Annotated in this window: 10 protein-coding genes and 1 pseudogene; all 11 read right to left on the reverse strand. The window is 59.1% G+C overall.

Features of this window, described 5'->3' with window-relative positions:
• Nucleotides 1-332: 332 nt before the first annotated feature.
• Entirely contained in the window at nt 333-947 is a 615-nt protein-coding gene (locus EDD77_RS08080) for a DUF1349 domain-containing protein (protein WP_058964256.1), read from the reverse strand.
• Entirely contained in the window at nt 944-1,540 is a 597-nt protein-coding gene (locus tag EDD77_RS08085; RefSeq protein WP_058964257.1) for a sugar O-acetyltransferase, read from the reverse strand. Before EDD77_RS08085 ends, EDD77_RS08080 begins: the two co-directional genes overlap by 4 nt.
• A 259-nt stretch (nt 1,541-1,799) precedes the next feature.
• Nucleotides 1,800-3,428: a glycoside hydrolase family 13 protein gene (locus tag EDD77_RS08090; RefSeq protein ID WP_058964258.1), complete on the reverse strand. Its 1,629-nt coding sequence runs from the start codon at nt 3,426-3,428 to the stop codon at nt 1,800-1,802.
• 12 nt (nt 3,429-3,440) lie between these two features.
• A pseudogene (locus EDD77_RS18745) lies at nt 3,441-4,196 on the reverse strand (HAD family hydrolase).
• Nucleotides 4,197-4,216: 20 nt separating this feature from the next.
• On the reverse strand, nt 4,217-5,947 hold the full coding sequence (locus EDD77_RS08105) for a glycoside hydrolase family 13 protein (RefSeq protein ID WP_058964261.1): 1,731 nt from the start codon (nt 5,945-5,947) through the stop codon (nt 4,217-4,219).
• Nucleotides 5,944-7,407 carry a 4-alpha-glucanotransferase gene (gene malQ, locus EDD77_RS08110; protein ID WP_058964262.1) on the reverse strand — a complete coding sequence of 488 codons (1,464 nt, stop codon included), beginning with the start codon at nt 7,405-7,407 and terminating at the stop codon, nt 5,944-5,946. The genes EDD77_RS08105 and malQ overlap by 4 nt, the downstream gene beginning before the upstream one ends.
• Nucleotides 7,408-7,417: 10 nt before the next feature.
• Nucleotides 7,418-9,676, reverse strand: coding sequence for a glycogen/starch/alpha-glucan phosphorylase (locus EDD77_RS08115; RefSeq protein ID WP_058964263.1), 2,259 nt, complete (start codon nt 9,674-9,676; stop codon nt 7,418-7,420).
• 22 nt (nt 9,677-9,698) lie between these two features.
• Complete coding sequence (locus EDD77_RS08120; RefSeq protein WP_058964264.1) at nt 9,699-11,648, reverse strand: amylo-alpha-1,6-glucosidase; 1,950 nt, start codon at nt 11,646-11,648, stop codon at nt 9,699-9,701.
• 24 nt (nt 11,649-11,672) lie between these two features.
• On the reverse strand, nt 11,673-13,589 hold the full coding sequence (gene pulA / locus EDD77_RS08125) for a type I pullulanase (protein WP_058964265.1): 1,917 nt from the start codon (nt 13,587-13,589) through the stop codon (nt 11,673-11,675).
• A 33-nt stretch (nt 13,590-13,622) separates the two neighbouring features.
• Nucleotides 13,623-14,489, reverse strand: a complete 867-nt coding sequence (locus EDD77_RS08130; RefSeq protein ID WP_058964266.1) for a sugar ABC transporter permease — start codon at nt 14,487-14,489, stop codon at nt 13,623-13,625.
• A gap of 3 nt (nt 14,490-14,492) precedes the next feature.
• The gene (locus EDD77_RS08135; RefSeq protein ID WP_058964267.1) at nt 14,493-15,872 is read right to left on the reverse strand and encodes a carbohydrate ABC transporter permease; all 1,380 of its coding nucleotides are present in this window, start codon (nt 15,870-15,872) and stop codon (nt 14,493-14,495) included.
• Nucleotides 15,873-15,884: the final 12 nt, after the last annotated feature.

Raw genomic sequence — 15,884 nt, forward strand, 5'->3', positions numbered from 1 at the left:
GCTCTACACTCAACTTCTGTTTGTACTGCATAACAATGCTCCCCCTATGATTGACAGCGTTTTATTTCACTGTCTCTCATAGAGGGAGCATATCAGATTGTCACAGCAGGTTTTTCTACAAGCTGAGGCGCACTCTGTCTTTTCAGACAAAGTGCGCCTTTTTTTATGAAATTGCAGGCTGTACAAAGGCAGCAAAAAAACGAGCACTGAAATCTAGGGGCTAAAGATCTTCGCCGAGCTGCCGGTATGGGTGTGATGAGAGTGTATCCGAGATAAATTGCGGCCACTGCAGCAGCCATACCCTAAAAAGTAGATTCCCGTTTTGCTCACTCTCAGGTTTCTTCGTCCGGAGCCTGTCCATCGTGAGCCAGCCACTTGCATTCGGTCAGCTCCATGTTCGTGAAAACCGCACGGAAGGAAGAATCCTCCGGGCTGCAGGCATATACACCAAACCGGATTTCGCCCTTTGCTTCATGCAGATGGCAGACGCGCATCTGGTGGAACACCTCACCGTCCTCCGAACACTCGATACAGAAATCATCTTCCCGGCGGCTCAGCCGATACCACATGGATTTTACACTGGCGGGAATCTCGGTGGTTGCCCAGTCCGAATAGCCGTGGTTGGTAACAACGCTGCCCAGGTGCTGAAAGCTCTCGTTTTCGTATTCAATAGATCCCTTCAGCCAGTTTTCACTGTCCAGATACAGCACCACGCCACACTGGTCAAAACGATGGTGGCTCTCGGAAAATTCCGTCTTCACCACAAAGGAAAAGAACTTCTCCGCAGTGGACATCTGCAGCACCGGAGCGTTGTCGTTCCGGAAATGGTAGTAGGTTCTCTGCCACAAATCGGTATGCGGTTTGGTAACGATTTCAATCCGGTCCGGGGCAATCACGCTGTTCTCCGGCTGCCGTGTCCATTGCAAAGCGGTTACATCAAACTTCATTTGTTTTCCCCTTTCCAGTATTTCTTCTTATCCTCTTCGGTGATTTTCCGCAGCACCCGGCAGGGATTGCCCACGGCTACCACCCCATCCGGAATATCCCGGTTGACAACGCTTCCCGCGCCGATTACCGTGTTGCTGCCGATGGTCACGCCGGGCAGCACCGTCACGGACGCACCGATCCACACATTGTCCCCCACCGTGATGGGGTAGGCATATTCCAGCCCCTGATTGCGCTGCTCTGTGTCCAGCGGATGCCCCGCGGTGGAAAAAACACAGTTTGGTGCAATGAACACATGATCCCCGAAGGTCACCTTTGCCCCGTCCAGAATGGTGCAGTTGTGGTTGGTATAAAAATCCTCGCCAATCTCAATGTTCCACCCGTAGTCGCACCAGAAGGGCGCGGTAATGCAAAACCGCTTGCCGGTTTTGCCGAACAACTGGCGAATGATCTTTTCCTGTTCATCGACAAGCGAGGGCCGCAGCTGGTTGTATGCAAAGCACAGATCCTTGCAGCGTATGCGTTCTTCCAGTAATTCTTCATCGTAATTTGCATCATACAGCAGGCCTTCCTGCATCTTTTTCCGTTCTGTCATTTCCCACAGTCTCCTTTCTATTCCCCGCTGCTTGGGCCATTCCACCCTTTTTTATCGGCCCGTACACTTTTTTATTTTTCTTATTATAGCACCATAACAGGGAGCGGCAAAAGCTTTTCGCGTCCCCCTTCGGCCCTATTTCGGATGTACTTAACGACAGAAGCCTCAAACAGCGTTGTCGGTTCAACGAATCAAAAATAAAAGGCGGCACAACGAGTGCCGACTTTTCCGAACCCTCTCCAATCCCGAGATGCTCTTTTTACAAAACGCGGTACAGGATCATTGCCTCCCAGGGGCGCAGAACGCTCTGCATCCGGTCGGGGTAATTGCCGATCAGCATCTCGGCTGTATTCCAATCGGCCGGCAGATTCCAGGACACATCCGTTCCCGAGAAATTGCACACCACCAGAATCTGCTCATTTTCGGTGCTGCGCCGGTAGACGAACAGGCTGGGATGCTCTTCCTCCAGAAGGGTGAAATCGCCTTCCACAAACACCGGATATTCCTTGCGCAGAGCAATCAGCTTTTTGTAGTACCAGAATACCGAATCCGGATCCGCCAGAGCGGCTTCTGCATTGATGGTTTTGTAGTTGGGGTTCACCGGCAGCCAGGGCGTGCCGGTGGTAAAGCCGGCATTCTCCTGACCATTCCACTGCATAGGGGTGCGGGCGTTATCCCGGCCTTTGGCGTAGATGGAGCGCAGAATCTCTTCTTCCGGGTAACCCTCGGCCAGCCGCTTTTTGTACATGTTGTGGATCTCCACATCCTGATACTGCTCCAGCGGCAGGCGAATGTTGGTCATGCCCAGCTCTTCGCCCTGATAAATGTACGGTGTGCCCTGCATGCCATGCAGCATGGTGGCCAGCAATTTTGCGGACTGCACCCGGTATTCCCCGTCGTCACCCCAGCGGGAAACGATGCGGGGCAGGTCGTGGTTATTCAGAAACAGACTGTTCCAGCCACAGCCGTGCAGCCCCTGCTGCCAGCGGGCGTAGCTCTGCTTCATCTTCACAAAGGGCAGCGGCGCCAGATCCCATTTATCCTTGCCGGGCTGCTGATCCAGCACCATCTGCTCAAACTGGAATACCATGGAAAGCTCGCTGCCATCCGGCGCACTGTACAGCTTTGCCCGGGGGATATCCGCACCCCAGGCTTCGCCCACAGTAACAAGACAGCCCTTCTGGAAGGTTTCGGCGCTCAGCTCCCGCAAAAACTCATGCAGCCGGGGGCCGTTGTTGGTGATTTTATTGTCCGGTTCTTTGGCGATCTGGTCAATCACATCCAGCCGGAAGCCCTCCACCCCCTGCTCCATCCACCACAGGATCATGTCGTAGATTTCGCGGCGCAGGGCCGGGTTTTCCCAGTTCAGGTCCGGCTGCTGGGGTGCGAACTGATGGAAGTAATACTGCCCCACCTCCGGCACCCATTCCCAGGCCGGGCCGCCGAATACCGCCTGCATGTCGTTCGGAAACTGGTCGGGGGTGCCGTCCCGCCAGACGTAATAGTCATGGTAGGGATTCTCCCGGCTGGTCTTTGCCTGCAAAAACCAGTGGTGCTGATCGGAGCTGTGATTCAGCACCAGATCCATCATGATGCCGATGCCCCGCTTTTTGCCCTCCTGAATCAGCTGGCGCATATCCGCAAGATCGCCGAACATGGGATCAATGGCCCGATAATCCGAAATATCATAACCGTTGTCCACCTGTGGGGAGGCGCATACCGGCGACAGCCAGATCACGTCGATGCCCAGCGTTTGCAGGTAGTCCAGCCGCCTGATGATGCCCTGCAGATCGCCCACACCGCTTCCGGTGGTATCCTGGAAGCTCTTGGGATAGATCTGGTAGGCAACGGCGGATTTCCACCAGTCCTTTTTTGTTTTATCCAGCATTGTGATTCCTCCTTACCGCGCGCCGTCCGATGCAGCGCCGGGCAGTATCATTTGCAACAGTTTTTCGTAATCCGCGCCTTCGCAGACAAGGTCACATTCCGGTGTTTCGTTCAAGCCGTCGGTATTCAGAAAGCAGGTGCGCATGCCCAGCGCCCGGGCGGGCTGGATATCATCATGGGCGCTGTTGCCCACCATCATCACCTGATCGGGCGGACATCCGCATTCCTGAAGCACCAGATTGAAATAATCCGGCGAAGGCTTCTTTACACCCCAGTCAGAGGAGAGGAAGATCCGGTCAAATCAGCCGCACAGCTCCAGCATGGTCATCTCCGGCCAGGTAAAGAGCCGCTGCGCGTTGGACAAAAGAAACACCTTTTTCCCTGCGCCGCGCAGGGTATCCAGCAACTGCTGTGCGCCGGGGTACAGCTCGGCCTGATCGGTGGAACAGGCCCGCAGCAGCATGCCCGCGCCGCGTACCATCTCGCCGGTCACCCAGGGTGCGCCTTTTTTGCGGAACAAGGCTTCCAGCACCTGTTCCAGCGACACCTCGCCGCAGCCGGGGCCAAAGCGCGCATCCGCCGCACGTTGGTGGCGGCGCACCTCAGCCCGGTAGGCCCTGCACAACTGGTCGGGGCTGCTATACTTTGCCCCGTGGTAGCCGTAGTAGAAGGTCATCGGTTTCCAGACCCGCTCCAGAGCCTCCTCATCGGTGTGAATACGGATCAGGGTACCATACAGATCAAACACCACCGCGCGGATCGTTTCCATCGATTTTCCTCCTGTCTGTTTTATTCATCGATACGGCGAATGCAGACACCGCCGGGAGCGAGAAGATTTTCCCGCAGGCCCCGGCAGAACAGAATCTCTCCTGCTCCGGGAATCTGCCAGAGCGTTTCACCGCAATTCAGCAGCACCTCCACTTTGCCTCGCCGGTAACACACCATTCGGCCCTCCGCTTCGGTTTCTACAAAGGAAAGCCCACTTTCCCGCAGCGCGGGCAGGGTGCGCCGCAGCCGGATCAGCTCCTTCAGCTGCTGAATGCGCTGCCGGTTTTCCGGCTCATTCAGCTGATTCCAGGGCATGCAGCGGCGGCAGTCTGGGTCGTGCCCACCGGGCAGGCCGATCTCTGTGCCGTAATAGATGCTGGGGCTGCCCGGCAGGGTGAACAACATGGTCAGCTGCTGAAAAAAAGCGTCCTCACTTCCCGCCCGGGTGAACAGACGGTCAGTGTCGTGGGAATCCAGCAGATTAAACATCACCTGCCCGGTCTGGCGGCGATACATGCCCATGCAGCGGTACAGATCCCAGGCAAGCATACGGGCAGTTTTGTCCTTATGGGCAAAGAACCCCTTCACTGCCTGCTGCAGCGGGTAGTTCACCACCGCGTCGTACTCGTCGCCCTCCAGCCAGGGGGAGGCATCGTGCCAGATCTCCCCCAACAGGTAGACATCCGGGCGGATGGCCCGCAGCCGCCGGTGCAGCTCCTTCAAAAGCCGGTGGGACACCTCGTTGCCCACATCGAAGCGGATGGCGTCCACCCCGTATTCCCCCACCCAGTGCTCACACAGGCCGCAGACATACGCGATGACTTCCGGCTCGTTGGTGTTCAGCTTGGGCATATTGGAAGCAAAGGCGAAGGAGTAATAGCGGCTGTCCCGGGTGTCCCGGCCGGGGGCCGGAGCGGGCCAGTGGTTCACCATGAACCAGTTCCAATAGCGGGAAGCCGGGCCCTTTTGCAGCACGTCCTGCCAGGGGCCGAAACTGGCCCCGCAGTGGTTGAACACCGCGTCCAGCATCACCCGGATGCCCCGCTCATGAGCGGATTTCACCAGTCGGGCAAGGTCCTCATTGGTGCCGAAGTCCGGGTCCACGGTCTCGTAATCCCGGGTATCGTATTTGTGCACCGAATCCGCCGCAAAGATGGGGTTCAGATACAGCCCGTTCACGCCCAGATCGGCCAGATAATCCAGCTTTTCGCAGATGCCGGGCAAATCGCCGCCGAAGCGCTCCTCGTTGGTCACCGGGCCGGTGCGCCAGGGGGTCTGGCAGCTGCTGGCCCCGCTGCGGCAGAAGCGATCCGGGAAGATCTGATACCACACCGTATCCCGCACCCACTGGGGCGGGACAGGGATATCCGCCGGGTTTATCCAGGGCTGATGGAACGCCGCCGGGCAGTCCTCCCGTCGGTTTTGCTCCGGTGTGCAGAAGCCGTCCTCCCCGTAAAACCAGACCTCGCCGCCCTGGTGCAGCTCAAAATAGTAGCGGCACCGCTTATAGGGCGGCCGAATGGTTGCGCTCCACCACAGGCAGTGCTCCAGCCGCAGCGGGCCGGCAATTTCCTGTCGCTGGCCCTGCCAGCGCTCGGCACCACCCAGAATGCCCGCTTCAAAAGGATCGCCCCAGTGCAGAAAGACCCGCTCCACCTCAGGGCCGGTCTGCAAACGCAGAGCCAGCTCGTCCGGATTCAATGCATAGCTGTAAGGGACCTGAGCCCGGTGAAAGACCGCCGCGAAATTCATTTTGTTTCCCTCCGCTGTAAGATGGCGGGCCGCAGCGCACGCAGCGCACGGGCTACCCGGTCAAAATCAGCCAGACGCCACTCCCAGTTGGGAGAGCCTACGGTGCCGGGGGTATTCATGCGGGCGCTGGCGTTCAGCTCCATTATATCCTGCGCAGGCAGGATGGTCCAGTCCGCCGGGCTTGCCAGCGCACAGCGGTTCAGTCGCTCCACCACGCTGCCGGTGCCGAAGCCCTGCCGCTTCAGCCAGCGGCGCAGCTTGCGACGGTGGGCAACGGGCAGGCTTTCGTACCATTCCTTCAGAGTGGCATTGTCGTGGGTGCCGGTGTAGTGAATCTGACAAGCCTTGTTCGAGCCGGTATCCTGCACATAGCGGCCGGAGGCATCCAGCACGAATTCCAGCACCTTCATTCCCTTCAGATGATAGTGATCCCGCAGCTCCAGAACCTCCGGGCGCAGATCGCCCAGATCCTCCGCCACCAGCTCCAGACCCGGAATCTTTTCATACAGGGTATCCAGCACCGCATAGCCCGGCGCTTCGATCCACTCGCCCTCAATGGCGGTGGGGCAGCTGGAGGGAATTTTCCAGTAGGTATCAAAGGCCCGGAAGTGGTCGATGCGGATGATGTCGAACAGCTTCTGATTGTAGCCGATGCGCTCCACCCAGAAGGCAAAGCCATCCTGCTGCATTTTCTCCCAGTTGTAGATAGGGTTGCCCCACCGCTGGCCGGTGGCGCTGAAATAGTCCGGCGGCACCCCGGCAATGAAGGTGGGGCAGCCGTCCTCGTCCAGCAGGAAGTTCTCCCGCCCGGCCCAGACGTCCACCGAGTCCACACCCACATAGAAGGGCACGTCGCCCATAATGCGCACACCCTTCTGATGGGCATATTCCCGCACGGCCTTCCACTGGTTCAAAAACTGATACTGTAAAAAGCTGTGATAGGCAATTTCTTCGGCAAATTCGCTCAGATCACCCTGCCGGGTTTGGGGCCAGTCCCGCTGCCACTGGGGCCATTCCAGCCAGCAGCGGTTTTCGTTTGCCTTTTTGAAGGCCCGGAACACGCTGTAATTCTGCACCCAATCCTGCCGGGCGAAGGCATTGTACTCCTCGTTCGGCTGGAAGGCGGCGCAGGCAGCCCGCAGCAGCGGCTCCTTCCAGGCGCGCACCGTTTCATACTCCACCCGGCCGAGCCGGGCCCCGGCAAATTCCGGCACTTCGGGCAAAAGACCCTGCTGCGCCAGCAGCTCAAGGCTCAGATAGAGCTCATCCCCCGCACAGGAGGAATAGGGCTGGTAGGGGGAATTGCCGTAGCCGGTGGGGTTCAGGGGCAGAATCTGCCAGATGCTCACCCCATTCTCGGCCAGCAGGTCAATCCACTCATATGCCGGCCGTCCCAGCTCCCCCACCCCGGTACGGGATGGGAGAGAGGATACCGCCAGCAGAATTCCTGTTTCTTTCATTCAATCATCCTCACAGATGCCAGATATCCTGATTGTACTCCGCGATGGTGCGGTCGGAGGAGAAGAAGCCCGCCTTGGCAATGTTTACCAGCGTCTTGCGGCTCCAGGCCAGCTCGTCCTCGTAATCTGCCAGCATCGCTTCCTTCTTCCGGATGTATTCCTTCACGTCCAGCAGGGTCATGAACCAGTCCTTGCTTACAATTTCCTTATACAGGCGGCACAGGCTTTCCACATCGCCGATGCGGATCAGCTTTTTGTCGATGATAAAGTCTACCAGACGGGCGATTTCCTCGTCGCCGTCGTAGAGGGCGGCGGAGGAATAGGCCTGTTCGTCGTACAGGCGAATGACCTCCTCGGAGCTCTTGCCGAAGGAATAGATGTTCTCCTCACCCACCAGCTCCGCGATCTCCACGTTCGCGCCGTCCCGAGTGCCCAGAGTGAGCGCACCGTTAAGCATGAACTTCATGTTGCCGGTGCCGGAGGCCTCCTTGGAGGCCAAACTGATCTGCTCGGAGATATCGCAGGCAGGAATCAGCTTTTCCGCCTTGGTCACGTTGTAGTTCTCCACCATGACCACCTTCAGATAGGGGCTGACCTGCGGGTCGTTTTCAATCAGCTGGGAAAGGCAGAGGATCAGGTGGATGATGTCCTTGGCGATGGTGTAGGCGGGGGCCGCCTTCGCGCCGAAGATCATGGTGATGGGACGGGCGGGAAGCTTGCCGGCCTTGATCTCCAGATACTTGTAGATGGCGTACAGAGCGTTCATCTGCTGGCGCTTGTACTCGTGCAGGCGTTTGACCTGAATATCGAAGATGGAATCGGCGTTCAGCTCCACGCCCTGGGTGGCTTTGAGGTAGCGGGCAAGCGCCTGCTTGTTTTCGGTCTTGATGCGGCGCAGCTGGTGCAGCACCTCTTCATCGTTCTGGAAAGCCAGCAGCTTTTCCAGCTCCTCTGCATCCTTTTTGAAGCAAGGGCCGATCAGGCTCTCGATGAAGGCAGCCAAAGGCTGGTTGCAGTGGAGCAGCCAGCGGCGGAAGGTGATGCCGTTGGTCTTGTTGTTGAACTTTTCCGGGTACAGCTCGTAGAAGGGCCGCAGCTCGGATTCCTTCAAAATCTCGGTGTGCAGTGCAGCCACGCCATTCACGCTGTAGCCGTAGTGGATGTCGATGTGGGCCATGTGTACCCGGTCCTGATCGTCCAGAATGGCGACCCGGGGATCGGCACTCACCTGCTTTGCCCGTTTGTCCAGCTCCTCGATGATGGGCACCAGCTGAGGCACTGCCTTACGCATAAAGTCCATGGGCCATTTTTCCAGCGCCTCGGCCAGAATGGTGTGGTTGGTGTAGGCGCAGGTCAGGCTTACCTCCCGGATGGCGTCGTCCATGCTCATGCCCTCGGCGGTGAGCAGACGGATCAATTCGGGGATGATCATGGTGGGGTGGGTATCGTTGATCTGCACCGCCACATACTCATGCAGATTTTCAATGCTGCCGCCCCGCTCCCGGGTCTCTTTCAGGATCAGCTGAGCGGTACTGCTCACCAGGAAGTACTGCTGGTATACCCGCAGCAGACGGCCCGCCTCGTCGCTGTCGTCCGGGTAAAGGAACAGGGTCAGGTTGCGGGCAATATCGCTCTTATCAAAGGAAATGCCATCCCCAATGATGGATTCGTCCACCGTCTCCACATCGAACAGGTGCAGGCTGTTGCGCCGCCCGTTGTAGCCGGGCACGCCCACGTCGTACATCACCGAGCGCAGCGAAAAGCCGCCGAAGGGCACGGTAAAACGCTCGCCGGTATCGGTGAGCCAGCTTTCCGGGGTGATCCAGGGGTTCTTTTCTTCCTTCTGCTTGTTGTTCTCCAGCTTCTGATAGAACAGGCCGTCGTGGTAGTTCAGGCCCGCACCGTCGCCGCACAGGTTCAGCGTGGCGATGGAATCCAGAAAGCAGGCAGCCAGACGGCCCAGACCACCGTTGCCCAGCGAGGGCTCGTTCTCCGCTTCCTCAACGGCGGTGAGCTCATGGCCGTGCTTGGCCAGCAGCTCTTTTGCCTCGTCGAACAGGCCCAGATTGATCAGGTTGTTGCTGAGCAGCTTGCCGATCAGAAATTCCGCCGACACATAGTACAGCTTGCGCTTGCCCTCGGTGCGGGGCATGGCGGCCAGCTGCTCCTTGGTGTAGAGCATCAGGGCGGTATAGACTTCCTGATCGGTGGCGGTGTCCAGATTTTTGCCGTAGTGCTTGTTCAGAATGCTCTGCAGTCTCTGTTCCATATACGTTTCCCTCTCGTTTCTCTCAGTGTTCCATCCGGGGGCGTTCCAGGGCTTCGTACACCCGCAACAGCTCACCCACGCTCCACGCCTGGGCAAAGCAGCCCCGGGAGGCAGTGGGGTTTTCCCCGTCGTAAATTTCTGGCAGCTGGCCGGCGCACCCCTCTCTGAGCGCCGGTTCCAGTGCAGCCAACTGCTGCTTTACCTGCCGTTTTGCCTGTGCCGAATATCCGTTCACTTTTAAATAAGCCAGATACCAGGCTCCCAGTGGGAAGGGCCACACCGTTCCCTGATGGTAGGCCAGATCCCGCTGCTGCTGCAGCCCGCCGTAGGTGGGATGGAATTCCGCATCCTCCGGCGAAAGGGTGCGCAGCCCCACCGGCGTGTACAGATGCTGAAGGACCGTTTGCACCACCAGCTTTTCCTGCCGGGGCTCCAGCATGGCAAAGGGCATGGATACTGCCCAGATCTGGTTGCAGCGGATCTGCTCGTCGGCCTTTGTGCCGGACACAAGATCCTTCAGATACCCCTTCTCTTCCATCCAGAACTGGCACACAAAGCTTTCCCGTACTTTTTCCGCCAGCTCGCCGTAGCTCTGCCCGGCTTCACCCATTTCGGGGGCCAGCCGTTCCATAATCCGCAGCGCGTTGTACCAGTAGGCGTTGATCTCCACCGGTTTGCCGTGGCGGGGGGTGGGCAGAATGTCGCCGATGCGCACATCCATCCAGGTCACCTGATCTAGCCCCTGCCCGGCGGCGATCAGGCCGTCCGGCTCCATGTGGATGCCGAATTCCGTACCCTTTTGGTAGCCTTCCACGATTCGCTTCATCACCGGCCATGCCTGTTGCACAAAGGCCTCGTCGCCGGTGTAAGAGCGGTAGAGCCAAATGCAGTTGATGAACAGCAGCGCCGCGTCCACCGTGTTATACATGGGCTCGTTGCCCCCTTCCGGGAAGAGGTTCGGCATCAGGCCGCCCCGTTCATGCTCCAGAAAGGTGGTAAGGATGCTTTTTGCGTCCTCATACCGGCCGGTGGCCAGCGTACAGCCGGGCAGGGCAATCATGGTGTCCCGTCCCCAGTCCTCAAAGAAGGGGTAGCCCGCCAGAATCGTTTTGGCCCCGGTGGAGGCCCGCTGGGTGATGAAGGCATCGGCGCTCACCGCCAGCTGGCGGGCTGCCGGATGACGGAATCCACTCTGCTGTTCCAGCGCCCGCAACCGCTTTTTCGCATTTTGCAGCACCGTACCGGCAGCGGAACGTGCATCCTCCAACGAGAACACCATGTCCAACGTTTTCTCCACTCCCGCCGGGACGGCAATGGAAATCTGTACATTTGATGCGGTGTGCCCGGTGGCCCGGCGACCGTCGCAGGCGTCGTAGGCGTACCAGAGTGTCTGGCGGCGCAGGGGTGTTTCCTGTAGCTGTCCATTGGTTTTGATGTGCAGCCGCAGCCCGGCGGATTCCACCGTGCCCTCCTGGAAGACAAACCGCTGGCGGGCGCTCAGGTCCTTGCCCTTGGGCACAAACTGCATCCAGGGGGTGACGGTGAGCGTGCAGTCCGCGCCGGATTCGTTGCCGATGCGGTAGTGCACTGCAAGGGTGTTGCGTTCCCAGTCCAGCGCCAGCTCCTTTTCCATCTGCACGCCGTTCAGCTGATACCACCAGTGGGGCAGGCCGTCCACCTCCATGCTGCACAGATGCTTCCAGCCATTCTCCGCCGGCAGGCCCCGGAACTGCTGGCTGGACAGATGCTCCGCCCCGCCCTCGGTTTCCAGAACCTCCTCCAGCCGGTGGATCAGATTCCAGCGATGATTGGGGGCCTGAGTGCAGGCCATGAACACCGCATGGTCATTGCGGGCGGCTGCGCCGGTGATGGTCTGGGAGGAAAATCCGCCCAGACCGTTGGTCACCAGCCAGCAGCTTTCCTGCCCGCGTTCCTGACTGCGAAAATCCTGTTTTCCATATATAAACCGCATTGGTTTCCCCTCTAATAATTGTTGTTATCGTTTGCCCAGGATCATCGCGGCCATGGGCTGCACCTGTGCGCCGGTTACGGCGGGGTGCTCCTGCCACCAGAAGCTGCTGCGCTCGTCCGCCAGCAGCTCCCACTCGCCCTCTTCCAGTTCCAGCTCCACCGGACGGGAAGAAGCATTGTAGGCCAGCAGAAGCTTGCTCCAGCGTCCGCCGTTTCCCAGCAGAGCCGTCACACAGCGGGCTGCTGGCACCTGGGAATGCAGCAGCCGCTTACCGGCCTGTTCGGTCTTGTCGCACAAGGCGGGCAGCTGCTTGCGCAGGGCGATCAGTCCCTGATAGTATTCCACCAGCTCCCGGTTTTGCCAGGCCCGCTCCCAGTCCAGCCGGTTGAGTTCGATGGGCGCTTTGTGGGTATTATCCTCCCCCTGCTTGGTGCGGCCGAATTCCTCGCCGGAAAGCAGGAACAGCCGCCCCTGACAGGTCATGTAGATGGCCGCCGCCAACTGGCTGGCCCGCATCACCTGCGGGGCCGGAGCGTCGAAGTTCTGCTGCGGGTCCATGGTGACCACCAGCTTATCCCACAGGGTCATGTCGTCGTGGGAGGAAAGATAGGTGATGACCTGGGAGGGCGCTGCCGCACGGAAGTTCCGCGCCTGCCCACACCAGGCGGTGATGCTGTGCAGGATTCTCTTCTCAAAACCACTACCGCCATTCACAAAGCCCGGTTTCTCCCGATACATCACCGGGCCCTTCACCGCGTCGCGCACGCCGTCGCAGAAGGCGCCAATCTCCGGGTCCAGCCCGGCAAGGGCCTTTTTGTCTGCCAGCCGAACGCCCCGTTTCCGGGCGGTGGGACCGGCGGCCCAGGGCTCGCCGAACACCAGCTTTTCGCCCCGGCCGAAGCGCTCGTCCAGCGCGGCGCGGATACGTTCCATCAGGTCGGTATCCAGAAGGCCCATCAGGTCAAAGCGGAAGCCGTCCATATGGTATTCTTCGGCCCAGTAGAGCACCGAGTCCAGAATGTATTTTGCGCACATGGAGCGTTCGCTGGCCACATCGTTGCCGCATCCGGAGCCGTTGCTCCAACTGCCGTCCGTCCAGGTGCGGTAGTAGTAACCGGGCACCGTGCGTTCCAGCCAGGAGTCCTGGTGGTAGGTGTGGTTGTACACCACATCCATGATCACCCGGAAGCCCTGCCGGTGCAGCGACTGCACCAGCTCTTTCAATTCCCGGATGCGCACCTCGCCCCGGGTCGGGTCGGTGGAATAGGAACCCTCCGGCACGTTGTAGTTTACCGGATCATAGCCCCAGTTGAAGCTGTCGTCCGGGTGGGCTTCATCCACCGAGCCGTAATCGTACACCGGCATCAGCTGTACATGGGTCACACCCAGCTGCCGCAGATATGCAAGGCCGGTGGGCTGGATGCCCCGGTCGAACAGGGTGGTGTCCGCGCAGCAGAAGGCTTTGTATTTGCCCCGCCAGTGCTCCGGGAAACCGCCGCTTTGCGCCCAGGAAAATTCCCGCACATGCACTTCATAGACAATGTCCTCCAGCTGGCGGGCAGGGGCTTTGTCCTCCTGCCAGCCCTCCGGGTCGGTGGCAGCAAGATCCACCACCATGCTGCGCCGGCCGTTCAGACCGCAGGCCCGCGCATAGGGATCGGCGGTACGGCGGGTGTTTCCCTCCATCGTAACCAGATAATCGTAATATACGCCGTGCAGCTGCCGGTCGATGCAGGCAAACCACATGCCCTTTTCGCCCCGGTCCAGGGCCAGCGTCTCAAAGGCTTCTCTCTCATGGCCGGACCGGAACAGCCGCAGCTGCACCGTTTCGGCGGTGGGAGCCCAAAGGCGGAACTCGGTGCCCGCTTCGGTAAGCCGGGCGCCCAGATCATTGCCCTCGTAGTGGAACCTGCGCGCAAACGCTTTGCTGTTAAAATCCATTCCTCTGCATTCCTTTCCGGTCACGAACTGCCGTCAGCCCTTGACTGCACCGGCCATACCGTCCACATAATATTTCTGTAGCTTCAGGAACAGCAGCGCAATGGGAATCGAAATGAGCACTGCGCCCGCTGCAAAGCTGGTGTACCAGCTGTCGATGTATTCCTTCTCCAGCATCTTCCACAGGCCGATGGCCACGGTGTACTGGTCGGAGTTGGCCCGGCAGATCACCTTGGCAAAGATGAAATCCACCCAGGGGCTGATGAAGGAGGTGAGCAGCGTGTACACGATCACCGGCTTGCTCAGGGGCAGGGTGATCTTTGTGAAGATCTGCCAGCGGGTGCAGCCGTCGATGAGAGCTGCCTCATCCACCGCGTAAGGGGTGGTGTCGAAAAAGCCCTTGGCAATCTGGAAGGCCAGCGCCGCGCCGCCGGAGTAGCACAGAATCAGCGCCAGGCGGATCAGGGAGCCTTCGGTCAGGCCCACCGCCTTCAAAATAAAGTACACCGCCACCATGGACATGAAGCCCGGGAACAGCCCCAACACCATGGACATATTCATGTAGGGCTTGCGCATCTTGAACCGCATACGGGACAGGCAATAGGAGACCGACAGCACATAGAAGCTGGACAGCAGGCAGGAGCATACCGCAATGATCAGGGTATTCATGAACATCTGGGGGAAGTTCAGCACTGCCGTGTCGGTGAACAGACGGGTGTAGTTGTCCAGCGTCAGGGTCTGGGGGAAGAAGGTGGACACATAGGACCCCTTCTCGCCCCGGAAGCTGGTCATGATGACCCACAGCACCGGGAATACCCAGATGGCGGCCAGCGCGGCCAGCAATGTATGGACCAGGATATTGGTGCGCCGCCGGGCGGCCTTTGCGCTTTTATACCGTTTCATCGCTTAAAATCCACCTTCCTCTTTGTAGGACTTGCTGCGCCGGTAGGTAAGCAGTGCGCCCACCGACAGGATGATAAAGGTCAGAATGCCCACGACCGCACCCACGTTGTAATACTGCTTGTCGATGGTCAGCTTGTACAGCCAGGTCACCAGCAGGTCGGTGCTGCCCGCCGTGGAGGACAGATTGGTGATGGGGTCGCCGCCGGACAAGAGGTAAATCACGTTGAAGTTGTTCACGTTGCCGGTAAAGGTTGCGATCAGGTAGGGAGTGGTCACATACAGCATGTAGGGCAGCGTGATGCTGAAGAAGGTATGCACCGGGCCCGCGCCGTCCACCTTGGCGGCCTCGTACAAATCGCCGGGAATGTTCTGCAGAATTCCGGTGAGCTGCATCAGGGTATAGGGCACGCCCACCCAGATGTTGATCACGATCACAGTCACTCTGGCCCAGGTAGGGTCGGTGAAGAAAGGCAGGCTGGCGTCCGGGGCGATCATGCCCAGATTCCGCAGCAGCACGTTCACTGCACCGTTGGGCTGGAGCATGGTGCGCATGATCAGCAGCGATACGAACATGGGCACCGCGCTGGAAAGCACGAAGCAGAACCGCCAGAAGCCCTTGGCCCGGGTATCCTTCCGGTTGATGAGCAGCGCCAGCAGCATGCCGAAAATATAGTTGGTGAAGGTGGCAAACACTGCCCAGACCAGCGTCCAGACCAGCACCGACCAGAAGGTGCTGCCCAGCACGCTGCTGGAGTCGAACAGGGCCGCAAAGTTTTCCAGACCCACCCAATCAAAAAGCACCAGATGGTTGTCGATGCGGCTGTAGTTGGTAAAGGCCATGCAGATCATAAAGACCAGCGGCAGGATGGTGAGCGCCGTGATGAAGAACATGGGCGGGGTCATCAGCAGCCGGTAAAGGTTTTCGTCCAGCAGACTGGCCAGATCCTCCCGGAAGCTGTTCACATGCCGGCCCTGCTTTTTCAGGCATTCCGCCTTGTAGGCACTGCGCAGCGCGCCGCGCCAGCCCCAGAAGGCAATTACCGTGAGCAGAATGGTGGCCACGCCATACAACAACAGCAGCACCGACTGATCCCCTTTGGTATACAAAAACACCTGATTGGCTTCGTCCCAGATCTCCTGCTGCTCCACCGAGCCCAGAGTCACCAGCATCACAAGATTGTGGAAGCCATAGCGGATCATAAAGAATAAGTACGCCAGCTCCCCGGCCAGGAACAGCAGGCCTTTGATGAGCTGCCCGTTCAGCATGTTGCCAAGGCCCAGCACCAGCGCGGACAGGCGGGTCACCGTGCTGCCCTGCTGAAGGGCCTGGACGCAGGTGTAGGGAGAGCACCCTTCTACCTGCTTGGAATTGAACCGTTTCATCGTCACACCTCA

This window comes from Allofournierella massiliensis, assembly GCF_004345265.1.
Lineage (GTDB): Bacteria > Bacillota > Clostridia > Oscillospirales > Ruminococcaceae > Allofournierella > Allofournierella massiliensis.